22 protein-coding genes are annotated in these 21,866 nt (G+C 65.6%); 7 read left to right on the top strand and 15 right to left on the bottom strand.

Annotation, left to right across the window (positions count from 1 at the left end):
• Positions 1-891 carry an SCO6745 family protein gene (locus tag H7J73_RS06220; RefSeq protein WP_264066392.1) on the bottom strand — a complete coding sequence of 297 codons (891 nt, stop codon included), beginning with the start codon at positions 889-891 and terminating at the stop codon, positions 1-3.
• Positions 892-1,004: 113 nt separating this feature from the next.
• Here H7J73_RS06220 and H7J73_RS06215 point away from each other — a divergent pair, with 113 nt between their 5' ends.
• Positions 1,005-1,526, top strand: coding sequence for a DUF4333 domain-containing protein (locus H7J73_RS06215; protein ID WP_264066391.1), 522 nt, complete (start codon positions 1,005-1,007; stop codon positions 1,524-1,526).
• A gap of 23 nt (positions 1,527-1,549) precedes the next feature.
• On the opposite strand, the gene H7J73_RS06210 is transcribed toward H7J73_RS06215, so the two are convergent.
• Positions 1,550-2,239, bottom strand: coding sequence for a FadR/GntR family transcriptional regulator (locus H7J73_RS06210; protein ID WP_264066403.1), 690 nt, complete (start codon positions 2,237-2,239; stop codon positions 1,550-1,552).
• Between the two features lie 164 nt (positions 2,240-2,403).
• On the opposite strand from H7J73_RS06210, the gene H7J73_RS06205 reads away from it, so the two are divergent.
• Together H7J73_RS06205 and H7J73_RS06200 are read left to right on the top strand one after the other, a co-directional pair.
• A complete protein-coding gene (locus H7J73_RS06205; protein ID WP_264066390.1) occupies positions 2,404-2,901 on the top strand; it encodes a gluconokinase in 498 nt (165 codons plus the stop codon).
• Complete coding sequence (locus H7J73_RS06200; protein WP_264066389.1) at positions 2,902-4,305, top strand: GntP family permease; 1,404 nt, start codon at positions 2,902-2,904, stop codon at positions 4,303-4,305. It begins immediately after the preceding gene.
• Positions 4,306-4,365: 60 nt separating this feature from the next.
• Here the strand turns inward: H7J73_RS06200 and H7J73_RS06195 are convergent, their stop codons facing one another.
• The 4 genes from H7J73_RS06195 to H7J73_RS06180 form a co-directional block, all read right to left on the bottom strand.
• Entirely contained in the window at positions 4,366-5,019 is a 654-nt protein-coding gene (locus H7J73_RS06195) for an RDD family protein (protein ID WP_264066388.1), read from the bottom strand.
• Between the two features lie 174 nt (positions 5,020-5,193).
• Positions 5,194-6,114: a DoxX family protein gene (locus H7J73_RS06190; protein WP_264066387.1), complete on the bottom strand. Its 921-nt coding sequence runs from the start codon at positions 6,112-6,114 to the stop codon at positions 5,194-5,196.
• Between the two features lie 65 nt (positions 6,115-6,179).
• Positions 6,180-7,022: a serine hydrolase gene (locus tag H7J73_RS06185; protein WP_435405430.1), complete on the bottom strand. Its 843-nt coding sequence runs from the start codon at positions 7,020-7,022 to the stop codon at positions 6,180-6,182.
• Positions 7,023-7,031: 9 nt separating this feature from the next.
• The gene (locus tag H7J73_RS06180; protein WP_264066386.1) at positions 7,032-7,604 is read right to left on the bottom strand and encodes a TetR/AcrR family transcriptional regulator; all 573 of its coding nucleotides are present in this window, start codon (positions 7,602-7,604) and stop codon (positions 7,032-7,034) included.
• 83 nt (positions 7,605-7,687) lie between these two features.
• Here H7J73_RS06180 and H7J73_RS06175 point away from each other — a divergent pair, with 83 nt between their 5' ends.
• Complete coding sequence (locus tag H7J73_RS06175; RefSeq protein WP_264066385.1) at positions 7,688-8,368, top strand: class I SAM-dependent methyltransferase; 681 nt, start codon at positions 7,688-7,690, stop codon at positions 8,366-8,368.
• A 1-nt stretch (position 8,369) separates the two neighbouring features.
• Here the strand turns inward: H7J73_RS06175 and mmpH are convergent, their stop codons facing one another.
• The 3 genes from mmpH to manT are packed head-to-tail and all read right to left on the bottom strand — an operon-like array spanning position 8,370 to position 11,420.
• Entirely contained in the window at positions 8,370-9,440 is a 1,071-nt protein-coding gene (mmpH, locus tag H7J73_RS06170) for an MMP endo-(1,4)-3-O-methyl-alpha-D-mannosidase (protein ID WP_264066384.1), read from the bottom strand.
• Positions 9,427-10,188: a class I SAM-dependent methyltransferase gene (locus H7J73_RS06165; RefSeq protein WP_264066383.1), complete on the bottom strand. Its 762-nt coding sequence runs from the start codon at positions 10,186-10,188 to the stop codon at positions 9,427-9,429. The genes mmpH and H7J73_RS06165 overlap by 14 nt, the downstream gene beginning before the upstream one ends.
• The gene (manT, locus tag H7J73_RS06160; protein ID WP_264066382.1) at positions 10,182-11,420 is read right to left on the bottom strand and encodes an MMP alpha-(1->4)-mannosyltransferase; all 1,239 of its coding nucleotides are present in this window, start codon (positions 11,418-11,420) and stop codon (positions 10,182-10,184) included. The genes H7J73_RS06165 and manT overlap by 7 nt, the downstream gene beginning before the upstream one ends.
• Before the next feature lie 162 nt (positions 11,421-11,582).
• On the opposite strand from manT, the gene H7J73_RS06155 reads away from it, so the two are divergent.
• Positions 11,583-12,284 carry an MBL fold metallo-hydrolase gene (locus tag H7J73_RS06155; protein WP_264066381.1) on the top strand — a complete coding sequence of 234 codons (702 nt, stop codon included), beginning with the start codon at positions 11,583-11,585 and terminating at the stop codon, positions 12,282-12,284.
• A 27-nt stretch (positions 12,285-12,311) separates the two neighbouring features.
• Here the strand turns inward: H7J73_RS06155 and H7J73_RS06150 are convergent, their stop codons facing one another.
• Positions 12,312-15,257, bottom strand: coding sequence for an aminotransferase (locus H7J73_RS06150; protein WP_264066380.1), 2,946 nt, complete (start codon positions 15,255-15,257; stop codon positions 12,312-12,314).
• A gap of 49 nt (positions 15,258-15,306) precedes the next feature.
• Here H7J73_RS06150 and H7J73_RS06145 point away from each other — a divergent pair, with 49 nt between their 5' ends.
• Together H7J73_RS06145 and H7J73_RS06140 are read left to right on the top strand one after the other, a co-directional pair.
• Positions 15,307-15,879, top strand: coding sequence for an isochorismatase family protein (locus H7J73_RS06145; RefSeq protein ID WP_264066379.1), 573 nt, complete (start codon positions 15,307-15,309; stop codon positions 15,877-15,879).
• Positions 15,880-15,887: 8 nt separating this feature from the next.
• A complete protein-coding gene (locus tag H7J73_RS06140; RefSeq protein ID WP_264066378.1) occupies positions 15,888-16,676 on the top strand; it encodes a nuclear transport factor 2 family protein in 789 nt (262 codons plus the stop codon).
• A gap of 20 nt (positions 16,677-16,696) precedes the next feature.
• Here H7J73_RS06140 and H7J73_RS06135 read toward each other — a convergent pair whose 3' ends face one another.
• The 5 genes from H7J73_RS06135 to H7J73_RS06115 form a co-directional block, all read right to left on the bottom strand.
• Complete coding sequence (locus H7J73_RS06135) at positions 16,697-17,515, bottom strand: DUF1206 domain-containing protein (protein WP_264066377.1); 819 nt, start codon at positions 17,513-17,515, stop codon at positions 16,697-16,699.
• Positions 17,516-17,620: 105 nt separating this feature from the next.
• On the bottom strand, positions 17,621-18,481 hold the full coding sequence (locus H7J73_RS06130) for an ABC transporter permease (protein ID WP_264066376.1): 861 nt from the start codon (positions 18,479-18,481) through the stop codon (positions 17,621-17,623).
• Positions 18,478-19,353, bottom strand: coding sequence for an ABC transporter permease (locus H7J73_RS06125; protein WP_264066375.1), 876 nt, complete (start codon positions 19,351-19,353; stop codon positions 18,478-18,480). Before H7J73_RS06125 ends, H7J73_RS06130 begins: the two co-directional genes overlap by 4 nt.
• A gap of 1 nt (position 19,354) precedes the next feature.
• Complete coding sequence (locus H7J73_RS06120) at positions 19,355-20,575, bottom strand: polyamine ABC transporter substrate-binding protein (RefSeq protein WP_264066374.1); 1,221 nt, start codon at positions 20,573-20,575, stop codon at positions 19,355-19,357.
• A 66-nt stretch (positions 20,576-20,641) separates the two neighbouring features.
• Entirely contained in the window at positions 20,642-21,763 is a 1,122-nt protein-coding gene (locus H7J73_RS06115; protein WP_264066401.1) for an ABC transporter ATP-binding protein, read from the bottom strand.
• Positions 21,764-21,866: the final 103 nt, after the last annotated feature.

Genomic DNA, 21,866 nt, shown 5'->3' with positions numbered 1-21,866 from the left:
TCAGGGCTGGTCGTCGTGCAGTTCGTCGCGGCGCAGTCCCATCGGTGTCATCTCCGGCAGGTCGCCGCCGGCGATCACCGTGCGAGTGATCGGAGTCAGTGCGGCGAACAAGGCCTCGATCTCCGAATCGTCGAGGGCGTCGAATGCGGACAGCGCGACGGTGTTCGTCACCGCTTCGATCTGCTGCTTGAGGTCGCGGCCCTGCGCGGTCACCGTCAGATCGGCGGCGTCGATCAGGCCGCGCCGAGCCAGGCCGGCGCAGCATTGCTGCCACTCGTCATCGTCGTAGTCCCTGGTGCGCTTGATGTACTCCGGGTCGACTGCCCCCGCGGCGGCGTGCAGCACGTTGGACTCGCGGCCACTGACACCTGCGGCGACCAGCGCGGCGATATGCCCGTCGCCGCGGTGTTCGCGTAGCAGAGTTGCGGCGTGCCAGAGCTTTTCGACCGGTGTCGACGGCCACGGCAGCGCACTGTTGGCGGCGAACAGCGGTCGGCCCGCCACCGGGGTGGTCGTTGCGGCCTTCGCGAGGAGATCGGCAGTGGTCGAGACGTCCTCGTCGTGACGCGAGTCGGCGACGCCGTATCTGTGCAAGGCTGCGACGGCGGTTTGGCAGCGCACGCGCAGGGCCTCTGCCGGCGGTGCGATCTCCCACGCCGTAGGTAGTGCCTTGGCGACTCTGGCGGGAGAGAAGTTGTAGAACAGTGCAGTGACCACTTCTGCAGGTACCTCACCCAGTGGAGCGGACCGCGCAGCAAAATAGCCCATCCAGTAGCCCCGGTAGCCGAGCCCGTCGAGCGCCGCCCTGACCTCGGGGGCGAAGTACACGACGCCGTGTACGGGCTCGAACCGGTCGAAGAGGCGACGAGCCAGTGAGGGTGTTCTTTCCATCCGACCAGTAAAACACCATGGGCTTCAGTTAACCTCGTCCGTTACCATCAACCTACTATTTTTCGACTAAACCTACCCAGCATGCAGATTTGGCAAATTTCGAGAGGATCGAAATGAGGACGTTCGTCACGGCTGCCTGCGCCGCCGCACTGGTTTGTGCGCCACTGTCAGGCTGCAGCTTGACCACGGGCGGGGGTGCACCGACGGTCACGAAGGCCGATCTGCAGAGCGATATCACCGACCGCCTGCACAAGGCGGGCCAGAAGCCGCAGTCGGTGACCTGCAGCGCCGACCTCGAGGGTGTCGTGGGCAAGACCACCACGTGCGAGGTCGTGCTGAGCCCGATCAATGCCTTCGAACCGATCGTCACGGTGACCAAGGTCGAGGGCACCACGGTGTCCTACGAGATGTCGCCCGCTCTGTCGAAGGCCCAGCTGGAGAAATCGGTCAAGGACATCGTCGCCAGACACGGTGGAAAGGCAGTCGAGTCGGTGACGTGTGGGTCCGCGCTCGAAGGCACAGTCGGCAACAAGGCCAGTTGCGAGGTCGTCGCGGGCGGTCGGACGATGACGGACACCGTGACGGTCACCAAGGTCGACGGCCTGCTGATGAATTTCAGTGTCACTGCCGGCTGATCTGGCAATGATCGGGGGTCGGCTCACCCGTCTTCGGTGACTGCGGATGCGGCCTCGTCGATGATCGCCCGCATCGAGGCCTCGGCGGTGGCTTCGTCGCGTAACCGGATCGCGCGAGCCACCTCGTCGTGCAGGGCGATCGCCGAGGCGTTGGGGCGTTCGGGCATCAGTCCGTGCTGGGTGCGGCCGGTGAGGACTTCGGCGACGACGGCATTGAGGGCGCGGAACATCTCGTTTCCGCTGGCTTCCAAGAGTGTCCGGTGAAAGACCTTGTCGGCCAACAGGTATGAGTCCAGATCGCCAGATCGGCCGTGCACCACCATGTCGGAGACGGCAGCCGCCATGATTCGGCACTGGTGTGGGTCGGCGCGCCGCGCGGCCAGGGCGGCGGCGGCGGGCTCGAATCCGCGGCGTAGCTCGGACAGCGACAGCAGTTGGGCCGCACGGTCGCCGGCATCGAGCCGCCAGCGAATCAGTGTGGGGTCGAAGACATTCCACTTGTCGGCAGCCTGAATCGTGATGCCGACGCGCCGGCGCGATGCGACCATTCCCATCGATTCCAGCACGCGGATGGCCTCCCGTGCGACACTGCGGGACACGCCGTGATCGGTGCTGACCCCCTCGAGGGTGAGGACCTGACCGATCGCGAGTCGGCCCGACGCGATGCCGGAGCCCAGCGCATCGAGCAAATTCGCGTGCAGCTCGCCGACCATTTTGGGCTCGGCATTCGGCTCACCCGTCACGGTTACATCCTGTCATATGCGCGTGATATCGCCCTTAAAACAGATGTATTCACAGTAATCTTGAAATCGTATGATCATTAATGCATGCTGTGTGACGAGAGGCACAGCGGGGTAACAACAGGGGAGTGAAGGTTATGGGGTCACCGATTGTCGTCATGGGGGTCTCGGGGTCGGGTAAGTCCACCGTCGGCGCCGCGCTCGCACAACGTCTCCGCGTTCCGTTCGCCGACGCGGACGACTTCCATCCGCCGGCCAACATCGCCAAGATGACCGCCGGTCATCCACTCGACGACGATGACCGTCGGCCTTGGCTGGAATCCATCGGCGACTGGCTCGCCGAACATTCCGGCGGCGGGGTGATGAGCTGTTCGGCGCTCAAACGCACCTATCGCGATCAACTTCGCCGGCACTGCCCGCAGGTCGAGTTCCTGCATCTGGAAGGCACGCCCGACGTCATCGGTCGCAGGCAGGCGAGCCGGCCGGGTCATTTCATGCCCGCGTCACTGCTGAAGTCGCAATTCGACACCCTGGAACCGCTCGGACCCGATGAGCACGGCGTCGCCGTGGACGTCGACCAGGGCATTGACGCCATCGTCGAGAACTACCTCGCCAGCACGCGACAGGAGCACTAGATGATCTCCGGCATTACCTTTCTGGCCGATGACGCCCCGAAGCTCACCGAGCCGGTGGCCTCCGGCTGGCAGTTGGTCGCGGCGTTCGTAGCCGGGATTGCGGTGATCGTCGTGCTGATCACCATCGTGAAATTGCACCCGTTCCTGGCCCTGATCTTCGGTGCGCTGACCGTCGGAATCGTGGCGGGTGTCAACCTGCAGACCGTATTGACTTCTTTCGCAAAGGGATTCGGTGACACTGCGGCCAGCGTCGGGATCCTGATCGCCCTCGGCGCGATGTTCGCCAAACTGCTGGCCGACTCCGGAGGCGCCGACGAGATCGTCGACACCATCGTCGGGCACGCGTCGCCGCGCATGTTGCCCTGGGCGATGGCTCTGGTCGGCGCGATCATCGGCCTGCCGATGTTCTTCGAGATCGGGCTGGTCCTGCTGATGCCCGTCATCTACCTGGTGTCGCGACGATCGCAGCTGTCGCTGATCACCGTCGGAATCCCTGCGCTGGCAGGTCTTTCCGCGATGCACGGATTCGTCCCGCCCCACCCCGGTCCGCTGACGGCGATCGGCCTGCTCCACGCCGATCTGGGTATCACACTGGCCCTCGGTGTCGTCGTTGCGATCCCGACCATCGTCCTGGCGGGTCCGCTGTTCGGAAAGCTGGCCGGAAAGTGGGTGGTCGTCGCAGCGCCCGACACATTCGACGCCGACCGGTTCGCCGAGGACGGTGCTGAGAGGCGTCGTCCGTCGTTCGGCGTCACGCTGTTCAGTGTGCTGTTGCCCGTGGTGCTGATGCTGGGCAAGGCGTTGGTGGACATTTTCGTCGACGACAAGAAGCAACTGGTCCGGCAGGTGTTCGACATCCTGGGCACCCCGTTGGTCGCCCTGCTGATCGCCGTCATCGTGGGCATGGTCACGCTGGGCCGTGGTGCAGCGATGACGCGCGATCAGCTCACCAAGTGCATCGAATCGGGCCTACCCCCGGTGGCCGGGATCATCCTGATCGTCGCCGCAGGTGGCGGATTCAAACAGGTGTTGGTCGACAGCGGTATCGGCACGTTGCTGGCGCGCTGGGCCGAGGGGGCACACTTCTCCGTCATCCTGCTGGCCTGGATCCTCGCGGTGCTGATTCGCCTGGCGACCGGTTCGGCGACCGTCGCGACCATCACCGCGTCCTCGCTCATCCTCGGGCTCGTGGAGGGCCTGCCCACCGCCCAGGTGTCGCTGGTCGTGCTCGCGGTCGGCGCCGGATCACTGTTCTTCTCCCACGTGAACGATGCCGGGTTCTGGCTGGTGAACCAATACTTCCGGATCACGGTGGGACAGACCATCAAGACCTGGTCGATCATGGAGACCGTGCTCTCGGTCAGCGGTCTCGGTGTGGTCCTGCTGCTGGACCTGGTGGTCTAAGCAGACGGACGAAAAGAGACCCCCGACATGTCGGGGGTCTCTTTTCGTCGCTGATGGGTACTAGCCCTTGACGACCTGGGTGCCGCCGGCGAGCTCATCGTGCTTGCCCTGCTTGGTGGGGCTGCTGTTGATGGTCACCGCGATCACGATGTAGGCGATCAGGGCGAGTAGGCCACCGACGTACGGGATCACCGACAGCAAGGTGAACGAGTTGCGGATCGCGGACTGCTTGACGTCAGGCTTGGGTGCGCCACCCGGTCCGTGAACGCTCAGTCCGAGGATCTTCTTACCGGGCGTCCAACCCTGCGTCACTTCAAATGCCACGAAGTACACGAAGGTGAGCACCCCGGAAAAGAGGCCGGTGACCAGGATGTTGCTCTCCATGCTGATCACCAGAGCCAGAACAAACGCGACGATTCCGACGAGGATGCCGTCGATCAGCCGGGCGCCGAAGCGAATTCCCAGGCTGCCCGGTTGCTGACCCCCCACCGGGCCCGGCGGGGGAGGATAGCCGTAGCCAGGCGCGCCGCCGTACTGCGGGGGTGGCGGAGGATAGCCGCCGGGCGGGGGCGGGGGATAACCGCCGGCCGGGCCATAGGACGGCGGTGGGGGCGGCGGGGCATATCCGCCCTGCTGGCCGTACTGCGGCGGTGGCGGTGGCGGGTATCCGCCAGGCTGAGGCGGGTTATTCGGATCGTAATCACCCGTGGTCATCTTATTGAGCTCCCTATCGCGGTTGTCGATTGCCGTAATCTACCGCGCCGGTCAATGGCACAACGGCGTTCACCGCGTCGAGAGCTAAAGCCACCGCCGGGGTATCTACCTGTTCACCCGGGCGGTGACCTGCAACTTTTCCGAAAAGCTTAAGATTGCGCCGCTTCCGCGAAATCAGCGGTTCTTCAGCGCCTTGGCTTTCTTGCGGGCCTTCTTGCCGGCAACCGAAGCCAGCTCTTCGCTCTGGTCCCTGGTCGCCTGCGCCAATTCCACGCCACGTTCTCTGGCCAGTTCGGCCCATTCGGCACTTCGTTTGCTCGCGACATCGGCGAATTTTTCACCACGCTTGCTGGCCACGTCGGCCAATTCCTCGGCGCGCTTGCTGGCCACGTCGGCGAGCTCGGCTCCGCGCTTACGGGCTTTCTTCGCCAGGGGAGCGCTGCGCTCTGCCGCCACCTCGGCGAGTTCCTCGGCACGCTTGCGAGCCGCTTCCACCAGCGGTGCGCTGCGCTCGCCCGCCTCGAGCACCAAATCCCGTCCGCGTTCGGCGCCGGCATGCAAGGTGTGGCCCGCCTTTTCGACCAGCTCGGGATCGATCAGCGCCACGTTTGATCCGCTCGGCAACGCGGATGTGACGGTGTCGCCCAGCTTCCTGGCGGCGCGCTTGCCGCGCCAGCCCAGCGACGGCTTCCCTGCCGTATCCGCGGACGCGATGATCAATCCGCCGAGCAGGCTCAGGTCGATAAGGAAATCCTGGCGCTTCTGCGCCTTCACCACGGGATCGGTCTCCGACCAGAACATGTGTGCACCCAGGTTGCCCGGAATGACGGTGGCTGCCAGGGCCGCCGATGCCAGCCGCGGAACCTTGCCCGTCGCAAGAAGGACACCGCCGCCGATCTGGATGGCGGCGTTGACTTTCGCGAAGGTCTCCGCGTTGGTCGGGACGTTCCCGCCCACCGGGTCAGGAAGCTTCTGCAGACCTTCGAGGGTGGGTCGGGCGATATCGGCCGCCGGCTTGGGGCTGCGCAGGGCAGCGATGCCCTGACCGATGAACGCTGCGGACAACATGGGCCTGGCGATTCTGCGTAACAACATGCCGGGGGTGTTCCCCCCGATTCTGGACCGCAAACCACCGGTCAAGGGGCGTCATCGACGAGAGGTCAGGGGGTGCTCAGGCCGCCGAGAAGTAGTGCACTCAGGTGGGTGGTGGTCGCGACACCGTCGTCGTATCCGCCCTGGCCGCCCAGCGAATTCATGATCGCCAAGGTGTAGCGCTGGCCGGGACCGGCGAATCCCACCGAGTTGGTCACCCACCCGCCCTGCTCCTGTGACCAGCCGTCCTTGTTGCCCGGTGCCATCGCAGGCCCGGCGCCCCAGACGCCCCACTGCTGGTTGGGGTCGACGTTCTGCATTTGGTGCACGATGCTCGCGGTGTCCGCGGGATCCAGCCGGGTCAGCGTGTAATTGATCACCCTGTCCAGGTCATTGGCCGTCGTCTTTTGGAATCCCCAATAGGGGTAGATGTCGGAAAAGCCGCGCTGGGGCGCAAAGTCGGAGAACCCGTAGCGGGGAAAGTTGGCGTTGAAGGCGGTGTGGTCGGGTCCGCCGTAGCGCGACCACAGGGAATCGGCGGCATCGTCGTCAGAGGAATGCAGCATCGCCGCGATCAGATGCTGATCGCTCGCACTCAGGTTCAGGTTGCCGGCGTAGTGCCTGCTGAGCAGGTCGACCACCATGGCCAGCTTGATCGTCGACGCCGTCCAGATCAGCGCACCGGCATTGCTGTTGCGGTAGGTCGCGCCCGTGCTGCGGTCGCGAAGCACGTATCCGACCACGCCGGGCCGGGTGGCCAGGTAGGTGTCGGCCGCCGCGATCCGTTGCTGGAGTTCGCAGTCCGACGCGACGCTGCACACCGCCGATGCCAGCGGCGTGGTGGCCGGTGTGATGACCCCGGACAGCAGTACGACAGCCGTGCCCACGAGGGCGGCGAGGCGGCGAGTCACCCGCTCACGCTACGTCAACAGCAGCCGGGCCGATTTCTCCAACAGGTCGGCTATCTGCTGATAGGAGGCGTAGCCCATGCCTGCCCGGACCAGCGCACCGACGTAGATCAGTTCGAGACCGGCGATGACATCCGGATCGCTTTCGCTGCCGAGTGCGACCGACAGCCGGTGTTGGATCTCCAGTCCGATCCGCAACCGGAGGTGCTCGACATCAGGATCCTTGCCGAGCAGCGCGTTCGTCACGGCGCCGGCCAGTTCGGGTTCGTCGGCGACCAGGAGTGCGATGTGCCGCAGCACGGCCACCACCCTGGCTGTCGAGTCGGGTGAATCATTCTGCGGCTCAGGGGAACTCGCGAGGCGGCGCCAGAAAACCTCGGCGACCAGATGCTCCTTGGAGGAAAAATACGTGTAGGCGGTGGCGGCGCCGACACCGGCTTCGGCGGCGACCATCCGGATGGTCAGCCCGGAGTATCCCTCGCGGCTCAGGATGTCCACGGCGCACCTGCCCAGCCGGTCGACCGTATCGGCCTGCTTAGCCGTCAGTCGACGTCGAGTCGACTCCCGAGCTACCAGATCGGACACATGTCCGGACGCTACTACACCGGATTGTGGTCGGCAAGCATGCGCGCTGGCCATCGGTGGTATGGACAGGTTAGGTTGCCTGGATGACCGACACCGAGGCAGCACACGTCGCGCAAACCCAGACCGAACGGCTGTTCGCTCTGGCGGACCAGGTGATCGGGTTCATGCCCGCCGACGAGGGCCGGGCGCTCTACGAAGCGGCGCTGAAATATCTCGGCGGTGGCGTCGGCGTCGAGATCGGCACGTACTGCGGCAAATCCAGCGTGCTGCTCGGAGCTGCGGCATTGAACACCGACAGCGTGCTCTACACCATCGACCATCATCACGGCTCCGAGGAACACCAACCTGGCTGGGAGTACCACGACACCTCGATGGTCGATCCGCAGACCGGCCTGTTCGACACCCTGCCGACCTTCCGACACACCTTGGACGCGGCGGACCTGGCGGACAATGTCGTTGCGGTGGTTGGCCGCTCGACCGTGGTGGCCAGGGACTGGCACACTCCGCTGAACCTGTTGTTCATCGACGGCGGGCACACCGAGGCCGCCGCTCACCGTGATTTCGACGGCTGGGCGAAATGGGTGAAGTCCGGTGGAGCCCTGGTGATCCACGACGTGTTCCCGAACCCCGCCGACGGTGGGCAGGCGCCCTACCAGATCTACCGGCGCGCGATCGACGGTGGCACGTTCACGGAGGTGTCGGTGACGGGCACGCTGCGGGTGCTGGAGCGGGTGGCCGGCGACGCCGGAGGCACAGTCTCCTGACTTACCGCTCGCTCGTGAGGCATTCACAGTCGTAATCGCCTTCGAGGCCGCGGGGCAGGTCGGTGCCACGGAATATCCCGCTGCCCCCGGTGGCGTTGGACAATGCGTCGGCGGCCAGAATGACCGCTGCCCCCGTCCACGTGGTGCGCTCGACGGGCCAGCGTTTGCCGTCGGCGAAGACCAGACCGGTCCAGTACGAACCGTCGCGCTCCCGCAGGTGCTGCATGTTGGCGAACTGCTCGTGGGCCTCGTCGCCCCGACCCAGCGCGTCCAGGGCGCAGACCAGCTCGCAGGTTTCGGCGCCGGTCACCCAGGGTCGGTCATCGACGCACCGGATGCCGATACCGTCGACCACGAAATCGTGCCAGCGCAGATCGATACGGCTTTCTGCGGCGTCCCCGCGTAACGCCCCGCACATGATCGGGTAGTACCAGTCCATCGAATGGTGCGGTTTCTCGGTGAAGGCCCCGGAATGGGTGGCCAGCGCGTGGCCCAGGCGACCGACGGCGACCTCCCATTCGGGCTGCGGTTCGCCCAGATGGTTGGCCAATGCCAAGGCACACCGGATGCTCTGGTAGATGCTGGACGAACCGGTGACCAGTGCCTCTTCGATGCGACCGGAAGGCCCTGCGCCCCAGCATATTTCGCCACTGCCGAGTTGCAGGTCGAGAACGAACTCGATGGCCGCGGTGACGGTCGGCCACATCAGTTCGGCGAATGCGTCGTCCCCGGTGACGAGGACATGATGCCAGACGCCGGTGGCGATGTAGGCGCAGAAATTGCTGTCGCTGTTGGCGTCTTCGACAGTGCCGCCGCGGAATTGGATCGGCCACGACCCGTCGGCCCGCTGCTCACGCCGCGACCAGGCGAAGGCCGCGCGAGCGGGTTCGATCAGGCCGGCGGCGGTCAGGGCCATCGCACATTCGATGTGGTCCCACGGATCGGTATGGCCCAAGGCAGACCAGGGAATCGCACCAGAGGGCTGCTGGGTGCGGGCGATCGACGTCGCCGTATCCAGACACTGCTGTGCGGTGAGAATCCCCGGCACCACGGGGATATCAGCCTGAGGCATCAGACGGGCTCTTCGGATTCCGCGGCTTCTCGACATCCGCCGGTTTTTCGAAATACAGAGCGACGCTCTTTCCGATCACCGGGTTGAGCGCCGCCTCGGCGGCCTTGGTGACCAGCGGCCGCGACATCATGTCCCACACCAGCAGCTTGTGGTACCCGGCCACCAGCGGATTCTTCGTGTTCTCCATGCCGACAGCGCATTTCAGCCACCAGAACGGCGAGTGCAACGCGTGTGCGAAATGAGTATGGGTGAACCGCATCCCGCGCTTTTCGACTTTCTCGCGCAGCGCACTGGCTTGGTAGATACGAATGTGGCCGCCCTCGTTGGCGTGGTACTCGTCCGAGAGGATCCAGCACACCTTCTCGGGAAGCCAGCGGGGCACGGTGACCGCCAGGGCACCGCCGGGTTTGAGCACCCGAACGAGCTCGGCGATGGCGGCCTCGTCGGCGGGAACGTGTTCGAGGATCTCCGAGGCGATCACCACATCGAAGGTGCCATCGGGGAAGGGTAGGGCCAGCGCATCCCCGACGCGTGCCTCGGCGCGTGCCGAAGCAGGCGCCTCACCCGCGTCGGCCATTGCCTCGAACATCTTGGCCACGTCGGCCAATTCGGTGACGTCCTGGTCGAACGCGATGATGTCCGCGCCGCGCCGATAGGCCTCGAAACTGTGCCGTCCCGCGCCGCAACCGACGTCGATCACCTTGGTATCCGGCCCGATACCGAGCCGGTCGAAGTCCACTGTCAGCATGATGCCATCCGATCGATTGCCCGTTGGTAGACGTTGACCGTCTGTGCCGCAACGGATTCCCAGCTGTACACATCCAATGCCCGCCGTCGGCCCGCGGCACCGAGGCGCCGCCGCTGGTCGGGGGAGTCCAACAACTCGCCGAGCGCCGCGGTCAGCTCTTCCACATTGCCCGGCTCGACCAACTCTGCGCAGGCACCGTCGTCACCGAGCACCTCGGGAAGCGCACCGGCCCGGCTGGCGACAACCGGGGTGCCTGAGGCCATTGCCTCTACCGCCGGTAGGGAGAAGCCCTCGTAAAGCGAAGGGATGCAAGCGACCTCAGACGAAGCCAGCAGCCTCGCAAGCTCGGCGTCGGTGACGCCGCTGGAAATATGCACGATATCGGAGATGCCGAGTTCGGCGATCAACTTCTCGGTGGGCCCATTGCTTTCCAGCCTGGCCACCAGTTGCAGCTCGACGTCGCGTTCGGTGCGAAGTTTGGCCACCGCCTGCAGCAGGTTCGCGACGCCCTTCAACGGAACGTCGGCGCTGGCGATCGCGATGATCCGGCCGGCCACGCGGGGGGCCTCGGTCGGGGCGAACACCGCGGTATCCACGCCCAGGGGGACGATATGCAGCTGATCGGGGCTGACCCCGAAATCGTCGGCGATATCGGTGGCCGAGGTACTCGAGACGGTGAGCAGGTCGGGGATGGTGCGGGCCACTTTCTTCTGCATCTCGGCGAAGCCGTACCAGCGGCGCACCAGCGGCTTGCGCCACCACTGCGCGGCGGCCAGGTCCAGCACGCGGTCACGGGTGATGGGGTGATGCACGGTGGCCACCACCGGCAGACCCGACGCGGCGACCTTCAGCAGGCCGGTACCCAGGCTCTGGTTGTCGTGCACGACGTCGAAATCGTCCGGGCGAACCGACAGCAGGCGGGCGGCGCGGAGCCCGAAGGTGCGGGGTTCGGGGAAACCGGCCGTCCACATGGTGGCCAGTTCGAGCAGATCGATCCGGTCCTTGATCTCGCTGGGGTGCGGCACCCGGAATGGGTCGGGTTCGCGGTAGAGGTCCAGACTGGGAACTTCCACCAGGTGGACGCGGGGGTCCAGGCCGCCCGGGTAGGGCGGGCCGGAAAAGACTTCCACGTGGTGACCCAGCTCGACGAGGCCGCGGCTGAGATGCCGGACGTAGACGCCCTGCCCGCCGCAGTGTGTCTTGCTGCGGTAGGACAGCAGTGCGATCCGCATACCTAGACCTTTCCCGGAACCGAGGCAAAGGCGGAGCAGGGCATCCCACCGATTTTTCTGGACATGTGTCTGGACCTTAATTCGCATAGCTAGGGGATGCAACGCGCCGGGTCGCAGCGTCGGCAGCCGGCACCCCCGGCCGAAACCGGTGACACTGACTCGATGAATCAGTCATGGGAGCCGTTGGCCACCGGGGTCTACCGCTGCAGGCTGGCCTTTCTCGACGTCACCGTGGGTATGGTGCTCGGCCGGGACGGGGCGGTGCTGATCGACAGTGGGACAACCTTGGACGAGGCCCGCGGCATCGATGCCGATGTGCGGACGTTCGACGACCGCGGTGTCAGCCATCTGGTGCTGACTCATGACCATTTCGACCATGTTCTCGGCTCCGCGGTGTTCGTCGACGCCGGGGTCTACGCGATGACCGCGGTAGCCGAGACGATGGCGCACCGGACCGACTACCTCCGCACGCATGCGCTCGGCTACGGGGCCGCACCAGCCGATATCGACGCGGTGATCGCTGCGATCCGGCTGCCGCAGCACCTCGTCGAGCGGGCCCTGATCGACTTGGGCGACCGCACGGTCGAGCTGGTCCATCCCGGTGTCGGCCACACCGATCACGACCTGGTGGTGCGGGTGCCGGGCCTGCGCGACACCGATCCGACGGTGCTGTTCTGCGGCGACCTGGTCGAAGAATCCGCTGATCCGGCGGTCGGCGACGACTCCGACCCGGCGCAGTGGGTGACGACGATGGAGCGACTTCTCGCCCTCGGCGGTGCCGATGGGGTCTACGTGCCGGGCCACGGCGCGGTGGTCGACGCCGATTTCGTCCGACGTCAGCAGCAGTGGTTGCGCGAGCTGTGATGGCGCTGCCGGCGAGTGTGAGCTATGTCACCAGCCCGTGCTCAGTACCCGGTCCAGCATGTCGACGAAGAAATCGGCCGAGGTGACCGATATGCACATCGGGGGCTTCATCTTCAACACGTTCACGTGATCGCCCGTCGGTTGCACGATCACGCCCAGCTCACGCATGCGCTCGCAGATCGCGGCGGTCTCGGTGTCGGCGGGCTCCAGTGTCGCTCGGTCCCTGACCAGTTCCACGCCCATGTAGAGCCCGCTGCCGTGGACGGCACCGATGATCGGGTGCCGAGTCGCGAGTTCGGTCAGCCGTGACCGCAGATGATCACCGACTGTCAGGGCGTTCGCCTGCAGGCCTTCGCGTTCGATGATGTCGAGCACCGTCAGTCCCACCACACTGGACACCGGGCTGCCACCGGCTGAGGAGAAGAAGTAACCCTGGGTGCGGTAGGCGTCGGCGATCGCCTTGGTGGTGATGACCGCGCCAAGGGGTTGACCGTTACCCATCGCCTTGGCGACCGTGACGATATCGGGCAGTACGCCCTGCTGCTGAAATCCCCAGAACCACCGGCCCAATCGGCCGTAACCCACCTGGACCTCGTCGGCGATCGCCAGACCACCCGCTGCTCGTACGGCGGCGTACACCGCGGCGAGATATCCCGCCGGCAGCTCCACTCCGCCTGCGTTGCCGTAGAACGGCTCGCAGATGAAGGCTGCGGGCGGATGGCCCTGTGCGGCAAGCACTTCGATGATCTTGGCGGCCTCGGGGCCGTACTCGGACGCCGAGGCACCCGGATGATCGCCACGGAAACTGTTGGGGGAGGGCACGGTGTGTACCCACGACGGCCGGGTCGCCAGGGCGTTGGGGTTGTCCGCCACCGACGTCGAGATCGCGTCGGTGGCATAGGTCCAGCCGTGATAGGCCTCCGCGACCGCGACCACATCCTGGCGGCCGGTGGTGGCGAACGCCAACCGCAACGCCAGGTCGACCGCCTCCGAACCGGAGTTCACCAGGAACACGGTGTCCAGTGGATCGGGCAAGGTCGCGGCCAGCCGCTCGGAGAATTCCACGACGGCCCGGTAGTGGAAGCGCGAATTGGTGTTGAGCCGACGCCATTGTCGCGCAACGGCATCAGCCAGATCGGGATGGCCGTGGCCGATGGCGGCGACGTTGTTCACCATATCGAGATAGCTGCGTCCGTCGGTATCGCACAGGTATTCGCGCCAGCCCCGCTCGATCCGCGGCGGGTGGCGGTAGTACTGCTCCTGCACGGCTGCGAACGTCTGGCCGCGGCGTTGCGCCAAGGCCTCCGAGTCCGGTGGGCTGTGGACCGCCGCCGCGGCCCCGAACAGCGGCAGCGGATCGCGGGTCAGGGCCAGCCAGCCCGGCGCGTACTCGGGCCGGACGAATGCGGGCACCTCGGTTGTCTCGCCGGCGTTGTCGAGTTGCAGCCACACCCGGCCCGGCCCGGCGGTCCCGAGCGGGGCGCCCTCGGCGACGGCGTGCCCGACCCGGACCGCGTCGCCGGCGCGCAGCGCCCCCCGCAGGTGCAGTGTGCCCACCTCACCGGAGTCGGTGGTCAGGGTGATCTCGTGGTCGGTGACATTGGCCACCAGAGCGCTCAACGGTGCCACCACCGTGGTCTCCCGCGCCAGCCAGACATCGACACCAGTGGCTACGGTGGCGGGTGATTCACTGCGCAGCGCTACGGATCTGGTCAGCCGCGCCTGCCCGTAGCCGCTGATCACCGCCGCCGCACCGCCGCCCAGTGCTGCGACCGCCAGGGTGTCCTCGGCGTCGGTATGTAACCATCTGCCGGCGTCGAGGTGCTCAGATTCCGTGGTCAGGTCGAGGTGGTGGACCCCCGCGGCATCGACCCCGCTCAACAGCGGAAACGCGACTGCGACCGGCCGCTGGGTGGGCGCGACGCCGAGCGCATCGGCGATCAGCCCCGTCATCACGATCGACGGCACGGCCAGCGAGCGTTCGAAGATCCGCCACTCGTGCTCCAAAGCACCTGTGGCGTAATCATTGTCGGCATCGATGGTGGTCTGTTGGTTACCGCTGACGATCAGGGTGGCTGCGCGCAACACCACCAGTGGCCACAGCGCCGCGATCTCGTCGGCCGCCAACGGACGCTGACGGTGGAAGGCGGTGATGATCGGCAGGGTCGCTGCGGGTTCGCCGTCGGCATGCCGCAGCTGCGAAGACACGGCCATCGCCAGTTCACCGATGGCCCACGACCTGGTCAGGTCGCCGAAGTCGATGATCCCGTCAGGTCGGGCATCGCGCGGCGAGCACACCACATTGTCGTCGGTGATATCGCAGTGCACGACCTGGCTGCGCAGCCCGGCGGCAAGGCTCGACACCACCTCCCAGGCTTGGCTTGTCGCCGCTTCGACTCGTCTCCGGCGCCCGGCGTCGGCGACATAAGGGGCCAGTACGTCGATCGTCCGGTCGGCGTACTGCAGGTCCCATTGCAGCACCCGGTCCACACCGGGGTGGTCGAACGTGGCGAGCGCGCGACTGGCCCGGCCCGCCAGTGTGCCCAGCGCGGCCCAGCGGGCCGGCGAAACGTAGCGGTCACCACTCATCGGACCGCCGTCGAGGTACCGGATGATCCTCGCGTACACGGTGCCGCCGCCGGTCTCCACCGCGGCGATCGGGGCCAAGCCGGGCAGGGCGATGTTCGTGGCAGTGCGGACCCCGGGTTCGACGTCGGCGATGAAGGCCGCGGCCGCGTCCTGCGCTTCGATCTCGATGCGGCTGAACGCTGGATTGGCGACCTTCAGGACGCCGACCGGCCGGCCGTCAGAGCGGGCGAGCAGAAAGTTGGCATCCTGCTGACTGCCCAGCGGTGTCACGCCCGCCGCGAGGATGTCGAGACCGAAATGGTCTCTCGCGATATCCATCGCATCGGACGGTGTCACCGTGGGCGCGGGCAGTTGTTCGGCCTGGAAGAAATCAAAAAGAGTCATGGCGTCGTTCACCGTATCGGCTTTCCCTATCGGCGGATACGGTGGAATCATGCGAGCGCTGATCATCGTCGATGTCCAGAACGATTTCTGCGAGGGTGGCTCGCTGGCTGTGGCCGGCGGTAGCGACGTTGCACGCGCCATCAGCGAACGACTCACCGGCGACCACGGCTATGACCACGTCGTGGCCACCAAGGATTTCCACGTCGACCCCGGCGAGCACTTCTCGGATCAGCCCGACTACACGGACTCCTGGCCACGTCACTGTGTGGCCGAGACCGTCGGCGCGGAGTTTCATCCCGACCTCGACACCGGCGCGGTCGAAGCGGTGTTCCGCAAGGGCGCCTACGCCGCGGCGTATAGCGGGTTCGAAGGTGCTGACGGCACCCAGACGCCGCTGGCGGACTGGCTGCGCCACCGCGAGGTGGACGAGGTCGACGTGGTCGGCATCGCCACCGATTACTGCGTGCGGGCCACCGCGGCCGACGCAGCCCGCGCCGGGTTCAGCACCAGGGTGCTGCTCGACTTGACCGCGGGAGTGGCACCGGAATCGACCGCGCGGGCCGTTGCCGAACTCCGCCGAGCCGACGTCGAAATCGTCGGTTCAGCAAAGACTTTCGACTGATCATCCGGATGACTCAGAACGACAGGGAGATTCTCGCCGCGGCCGAGCGGTCACTGCAGGCCGCCGGCCGCGGGGACCGCAGCGGGTGGGTCGGACTGTTCACCCCCGACGGGCGGGTCGAGGATCCGGTCGGATCGCGGCCGCATATCGGGCCAGATCAGATCAGCGCCTTCTTCGACACCTTCATCGGCCCCCGTCAGCTGTCCTATCGCAGCACTGCCGATATCGTCAGCGGCTCGACGGTGCTACGCGACCTCACCCTCGACGTACGGATGGGTTCCGCTGTGGTGATGGCGATCCCCGCGTTCCTGCGCTACAGCGTCCGGGAGTCCGGGGGCGAGCTCAAAATTGCCGAACTGCAGGCATATTGGGAGCTGCCGCCGATGATCCTCCAGTTCGGCAGGCACGGTCTGCGGGCGGCTGCGCCGGGACTGGCATTGGCGCGTGCGCTACTGGCCAATCAAGGCCCCGGTGGCGCGATCGGCTTCGTGCGGGGACTTCGACGCGTCGGAACCTCGGCTCGGCGCACACTCGACGGCCTGTTGGGTGCGGTGGCCGGCGGGGACGAAGTGACCACCCGTCGCCTGCTGGGCAGTGCGGCCGTCATCCTGGGTGACGCCTCACCGATCGGGCTCGAACAGCTGACCGGTCGTTTACGTGGTGCCCACTTCGCCAAGTACATCGCCGCGGGGCCGGCAATCGCGGTGTCCGTCGTCAACGGCGACGAGCGGGGTGTGCTGATCGCCGATTTCACCCGCGACCGGTCCATCAGCAGGTTGCGCTACTTCGCTCCCTGACCAGATGGTCGGCCCGCAGATCACATCCGCGCGAAGCGCGCCATCGCGAAACAGTAGGTGCCGTAGGCGGCGATCCCGAGTGCGGCAATGAGCAGCAGTATCTTCCCGAATGGTGCCTGCCCCAACGTTTTCACCGCAGCATCGATACCGGCGGCTTTGGCCGGGGCGGCGGTGAGGGTGGCGACGACGACCAGGATGCCCGCACCGGTAAAGGCCGCACCCTTGGCGATGTACCCGGTCATCCCCAGCGGCGTGATCACTGAGCCGCCGGACACCGTGAGGTCCTCGAGGAACTTCTTGGTGGCGCCTTTGTAGACGTGGTATCCGCCGATGATGATGACGGTCAGCCCCACGATGATGAGAACCGTTTTACCCCAACCGGATTGCATCAACTGCGCCGACATCCCGGCGTTCTGCGCTCCACTGGACTGCCCGCCGCCGCTGGCGAATCTGATCGCCGAGACCGCCAGCGCACAGTAGACGATCGCCAGCGCTATCGATTTGATCCGGTTGAACTGCTTCTCCATGCCTTCGTCGTTGTCGGTCGGGTCGGTGGGATGCGACCCGACCACCGCCTCCGCGACGCGCCACAGCGCCAGCCCGAACAACCCGACGGCGGCGACCCAGAGGGCGACGGCGCCTCCGCTCTTGCTGGCCAGGGCTGCCAGGGCGCCGGACTGGTCGGCGTTGCCGCCGACACCGAATGCCAGCATGGCAATGATGTAGGCGATCAACAGGTGTAGCACTCCGCTTACTGCATAACCTGCCCGGGCCGCCTTCTCGAACGCGGCCGTGCTGGTCGCCTGTTCCACCGCACCGTGAACTCGACTTTCGGCCATGTCAATTTCGGTACCCGAATGCGGGTGGCCGCAAACTGGATTGCCTAACCCGCCTGGCTTCTCAACCGCCTCGTTCCCTCGGCGGCATCGGTCGGCCCGGTGAGGTCAGGCATCGAGCTTCTTGCGGCGATACAGCGTCCCGGCCCCCAGGAGGACCAGGCTGACCACCAGAATCGCGGTCGCGATGACGTTGATCTGCGGTGGCACCGCGGCCTTCACCGCAGCGTTGACGAACAGCGGGTAGGTGACCGTGGAGCCGCTGACGAAATAGGTGATGATGAAATCGTCGAGCGAGAGAGCGAACGACAGCATGGCCGCCGCGACGATGCCGGGGACGATCAGTGGCAGCGTCACCTTGAAGAAGGTCCGGGCCGGACTGGCGCCCAGGTCCATCGAGGCATCCTCGAGTGTCCAGTCGAAGCCGCGGACCCGGGCCCGCACCGTCATCGCGATGAAACTGATCTCGAACGCCACGTGCGCTATCAGGATGGTGCCGAAACCGGTCGCCCAGCCCAGATCCAGGAACAGCGTCAGCAGCGAGGCGCCCATCACGACCTCAGGAGCGGTCAGCGGAAGCACCAGGAACGTCTCGACCGCCTTGTTACCCCGGAAACGTTGCCGCACAAGGGCGATGGCGAGCAGCGTGCCGAGAACCACCGCGATCAGAGTGGACAGCGCCGCCACCGACAGGCTCATCTGCATGGCCTTGGTCAACGCCGGATACTTGAACGGATGGGCCCAGTTGTCCAGCGTGAAGCCCTGCCAGGTGTAGTTGAACTTGCCTGCGGGGTGGTTGAACGAGAAGGCGACGATCACGAAGATCGGTAGGAAGATGTACAGCATCACCAGGCCGGCGATCGCCTTCAAGACGATGTCGCCGAGCTTGCCGCCGCCAAGACTGCGCCTGCCCTTCGAACGCTTGGTGTCGATCGCGTCGAGTACCGCGGTGGCCTCTTGCAGTGTCATACCAGGTCCTCCGTGCCCAGTGCCCGGGTATAGGACAGCACGCCGGCGAGGATCAGCGCCATCAGCACGAAGCTCAGCGCCGCCGCTCCCGGATAGTCTTTGACCACCAGGAACTGTTTCTGGATGACGTTGCCGATCATGGTGGTCTGTGTGCTGCCCAGATAGTCGGCGTTGATGAAATCGCCCATCGCCGGAATGAAGACCAGCAGGCTGCCCGCCAGCACGCCGGGCAGCGACAGCGGCAGGATCACCTTGCTGAACGCCCGGACATTGCTGGAGTACAGGTCTTTTGACGCCTCGAGCAATCTCGGGTCGATCTTCTCCAGGCTGACATACAGCGGCAGGATCATGAACGTCATCGAGTTGTAGATCAGACCACCGATCACCGCCCAGGCCGTGGACAGCAGTCGCCCGTCGTGGGGCAGTACCCCGATCGCGTCCAGGGTCTGCACCACGAATCCGTCGTCGGCCAGGATCGTCTTCCAGGCCAGCGTGCGGATCAGGAACGTCACGAAGAACGGCAGGATGACCAGGCCGAGCAGCAGGTTCTTGTACCGACCCGACTTGAACGCGATCACGTAGGCCAGCGGATACGAAATCAGCAGCGACACAACGGTTGCCGTGAATGCATACCCCAGTGACCGCAGGATCTGATCCTGATATGCCGAGAACGCGTGGGCGTAGTTGCCGAAGTCCCAGTTGAAGGTCAGTGTCGGCATGTAGATCGAGCCGCCCGATGACGACAGCGAGGTGCGGAACAGCGACCAGAACGGGACGACGAAGAAGATTGCCAAGTACGCGAGCGCGGGCAGAATCATCAGATACGGAGCGATCTTGCTCCGCTGACGGCTGCTGCTGGCTACACCTGCCATCTCAGCTGCCGGTGACGGCGGCGTACGCGGTGTTGAAGGCCTGAGTCTGCTCGTCGGTGAGCGCCGCCCACGACTTCAGTTTGTCCAGCGTGGCCTGCGGCGGGCTGATCAACGGGTTCGCCCCGAGCTTCGGGTCGATCTTGTTGAGCTCATCGACCATATCCGCCAGCACCGGGACGTACTGGGTGAACGCGACCAGCTTGGCGTAGTTCGGCTTGTCGTAGACATAGTTGATCCACTCTTCGGCGGCCTTCTGGTTCTGCGTGGTGTACGGGATCACCTGGGTGTCGATGAACCACGTGCCACCGGATTCCGGGACGACGAAGTCCAGATCGGGGTTGTCCGCCTTCAACTGCACCACGTCACCCGAATAAGCCTGGGCGATAGCGATATTGCCCGCCGCCAGGTCGTCTGCGTAGTCGTTGCCGGTGAACCGGCGGATCTGACCCTTGTCCTTCTGTTCCTTGACCAGGTCGACAGCCTTCTGCACCGTCTGCTCGGTGGGTTCTTCCAGCGAGCTGCCCTGGGAGAGCATCAGCATGCCGAGGCCGTCCTGCATATCGGACAGCAAGCTGACCTTGCCCTTGAATGCGGGATCCCACAGATCGTCGATCGTGGTGATCGGCCGGCCGGTGGCGGCCTTGTTGTAGGCCAGTGCGGTCATGCCCGACATGTACGGCGCGGAGAACTTTCGGCCCGGGTCGATGCTGGCGTTGAGCAGGTCGGGACGCAGGTTGGTGAAGTTCTTCACCCGGTCGTGATTGATCGGATTGAGCCAGCCGAGTCCATTGAGGCGGGCCGCCATGAACTGGGTCGGTACGACGAGGTCGGCGCCGATGTCCTGCTTGCGCGAGAGCGGGTCCTTGTTCTTGGCGAACCACTCCTCGTTGTCGTTGAAGTCTTCCTTGTAATCCACTGTCAGCCCCGACGCCTTCTGGAAGGCCGCGACGAAACCGTCGGCCATGTACAGGGGCCAGTTCGAGATTCGCAGCGTGCCGGTGGCAGGCGAACCGTCGTCGGACGGCGCCGCCGCCGCAGTGCTGCCACCACCTGAGCTGCTCTTCGAGCCGCAGGCGGCGAGGAACGAGGGGCCGAGAACCAGCGCGGCAGCGGCGGCGGCGCCGCCGCCGATGAAGCGCCGGCGGGAGGCCGGGTTGGCTGCGATTCGCGCCAGCAGTCGGGGGTCCGCGTTGTCGAAGTCGTTGTCTTTGGAGGGGGCCATGGCGGCAGTGCCTTTCGTTGGTCCTGGAGGTAAGGGGCGTGCGGCGGGGTTCGGCGCGGGTGCCGGTTACGGGGTGTCGTCGAGCATCTCTTCGAGGTCTTCGGTGGTCGGGATATCGGCGGCGGGGAGCACCAGTGATGCCTCGGGCAGCCACCCCACGTGGACCTGATCGCCGGGACGCAGCATCGGCAGTTCCTGCTCGGCGCCGACGTGCGCGAGGATGGCCGAACCATCGGCCGCGGCCAGCTGCAGCCGCAGGACCGGGCCTTGGAACGTCAGATCGGTCACTGTGGCTGGAACGGAGACGATGCCACTGGTCGGCGCGTCAATGGAAACTCGGACTCGTTCCGGGCGCACCATCAGCGTCGCCTGGCCGCCGGATTCGATCGTCGTGTCACCTGGGCGGGCCTGCAGTTTTGATCCGAGTACCTCGACCTCGACGAAATCGCGGTTGGCCCGTCCCGTCTGCGTGCCGTGCCAGAGGTTCGCCTGACCGATGAAGCCGGCGACGAACACCGTCGAGGGACGGTCATAGATCTCGGTCGGGGTACCGATCTGCTCGACATTGCCGGTGTTCATGACCGCGATGCGGTCGCTCATGGTCAGCGCTTCTTCCTGGTCATGGGTCACGTAGACGAACGTGATGCCGACCTCGCGCTGGATGCGCTTCAGCTCGAACTGCATGACATGCCGCAGCTTGAGATCCAGCGCGCCGAGGGGTTCGTCGAGCAGCAGTGCGCTCGGGTAGTTCACCAGTGCCCTGGCGAGTGCGACGCGCTGCTGTTGGCCGCCGGAGAGCTGAGAGGGCTTGCGCTGGGCGAAATCGGTCAGCCGCACAACGTCGAGCATCTCGTCGACGCGCCGCTTGACCTCACCTTTGTCGTGTTTGAGGCTGCGCGGGCCGTAGGCGACGTTGTCCCACACCGACATGTGTGGGAACAGTGCGTAGTGCTGGAACACGGTGTTGACGTTGCGCTTGTGCGGCGGCACCCGGGACACATCCTCACCCTCGAGGCGGATCGCCCCTTCGGTCGGTGTCTCGAATCCCGCGATCATTCGCAGTGTGGTCGTCTTACCGCAGCCGGACGGGCCCAGCATGGAAAAGAATTCGCCGGATGCGATCGAGAAGTCAGCGTCGGACACGGCAACGTAATCCGTGAAGCGTTTGGTGACGTGGTCGATCTCGATGACCGGTTTACCCGATCCGCGGGGCGTGCCGTCCTGTCCCTGTTTCTGGTCTGTGGCTTCAGCGCCGGTCTTCGTCAGGACAGATCCTCCTCGTACTTCGTTG

Source organism: Mycolicibacterium komossense, assembly GCF_025822605.1.
In the GTDB taxonomy this organism is placed as follows: Bacteria; Actinomycetota; Actinomycetes; order Mycobacteriales; family Mycobacteriaceae; genus Mycobacterium; species Mycobacterium komossense.
This window is presented reverse-complemented; position numbering and strand designations above follow the sequence as displayed.

Bases quoted from the DNA above. Each gene is read 5' to 3' on its own strand.
- H7J73_RS06220 (WP_264066392.1), bottom strand. From the start codon at position 891: ATGGAAAGAACACCCTCACTGGCTCGTCGCCTCTTCGACCGGTTCGAG.
- H7J73_RS06215 (WP_264066391.1), top strand. From the start codon at position 1,005: ATGAGGACGTTCGTCACGGCTGCCTGCGCCGCCGCACTGGTTTGTGCG.
- H7J73_RS06210 (WP_264066403.1), bottom strand. From the start codon at position 2,239: ATGGTCGGCGAGCTGCACGCGAATTTGCTCGATGCGCTGGGCTCCGGC.
- H7J73_RS06205 (WP_264066390.1), top strand. From the start codon at position 2,404: ATGGGGTCACCGATTGTCGTCATGGGGGTCTCGGGGTCGGGTAAGTCC.
- H7J73_RS06200 (WP_264066389.1), top strand. From the start codon at position 2,902: ATGATCTCCGGCATTACCTTTCTGGCCGATGACGCCCCGAAGCTCACC.
- H7J73_RS06195 (WP_264066388.1), bottom strand. From the start codon at position 5,019: ATGACCACGGGTGATTACGATCCGAATAACCCGCCTCAGCCTGGCGGA.
- H7J73_RS06190 (WP_264066387.1), bottom strand. From the start codon at position 6,114: ATGTTGTTACGCAGAATCGCCAGGCCCATGTTGTCCGCAGCGTTCATC.
- H7J73_RS06175 (WP_264066385.1), top strand. From the start codon at position 7,688: ATGACCGACACCGAGGCAGCACACGTCGCGCAAACCCAGACCGAACGG.
- mmpH (WP_264066384.1), bottom strand. From the start codon at position 9,440: ATGCCTCAGGCTGATATCCCCGTGGTGCCGGGGATTCTCACCGCACAG.
- H7J73_RS06165 (WP_264066383.1), bottom strand. From the start codon at position 10,188: ATGCTGACAGTGGACTTCGACCGGCTCGGTATCGGGCCGGATACCAAG.
- manT (WP_264066382.1), bottom strand. From the start codon at position 11,420: ATGCGGATCGCACTGCTGTCCTACCGCAGCAAGACACACTGCGGCGGG.
- H7J73_RS06155 (WP_264066381.1), top strand. From the start codon at position 11,583: ATGAATCAGTCATGGGAGCCGTTGGCCACCGGGGTCTACCGCTGCAGG.
- H7J73_RS06150 (WP_264066380.1), bottom strand. From the start codon at position 15,257: ATGACTCTTTTTGATTTCTTCCAGGCCGAACAACTGCCCGCGCCCACG.
- H7J73_RS06145 (WP_264066379.1), top strand. From the start codon at position 15,307: ATGCGAGCGCTGATCATCGTCGATGTCCAGAACGATTTCTGCGAGGGT.
- H7J73_RS06140 (WP_264066378.1), top strand. From the start codon at position 15,888: ATGACTCAGAACGACAGGGAGATTCTCGCCGCGGCCGAGCGGTCACTG.
- H7J73_RS06135 (WP_264066377.1), bottom strand. From the start codon at position 17,515: ATGGCCGAAAGTCGAGTTCACGGTGCGGTGGAACAGGCGACCAGCACG.
- H7J73_RS06130 (WP_264066376.1), bottom strand. From the start codon at position 18,481: ATGACACTGCAAGAGGCCACCGCGGTACTCGACGCGATCGACACCAAG.
- H7J73_RS06125 (WP_264066375.1), bottom strand. From the start codon at position 19,353: ATGGCAGGTGTAGCCAGCAGCAGCCGTCAGCGGAGCAAGATCGCTCCG.
- H7J73_RS06120 (WP_264066374.1), bottom strand. From the start codon at position 20,575: ATGGCCCCCTCCAAAGACAACGACTTCGACAACGCGGACCCCCGACTG.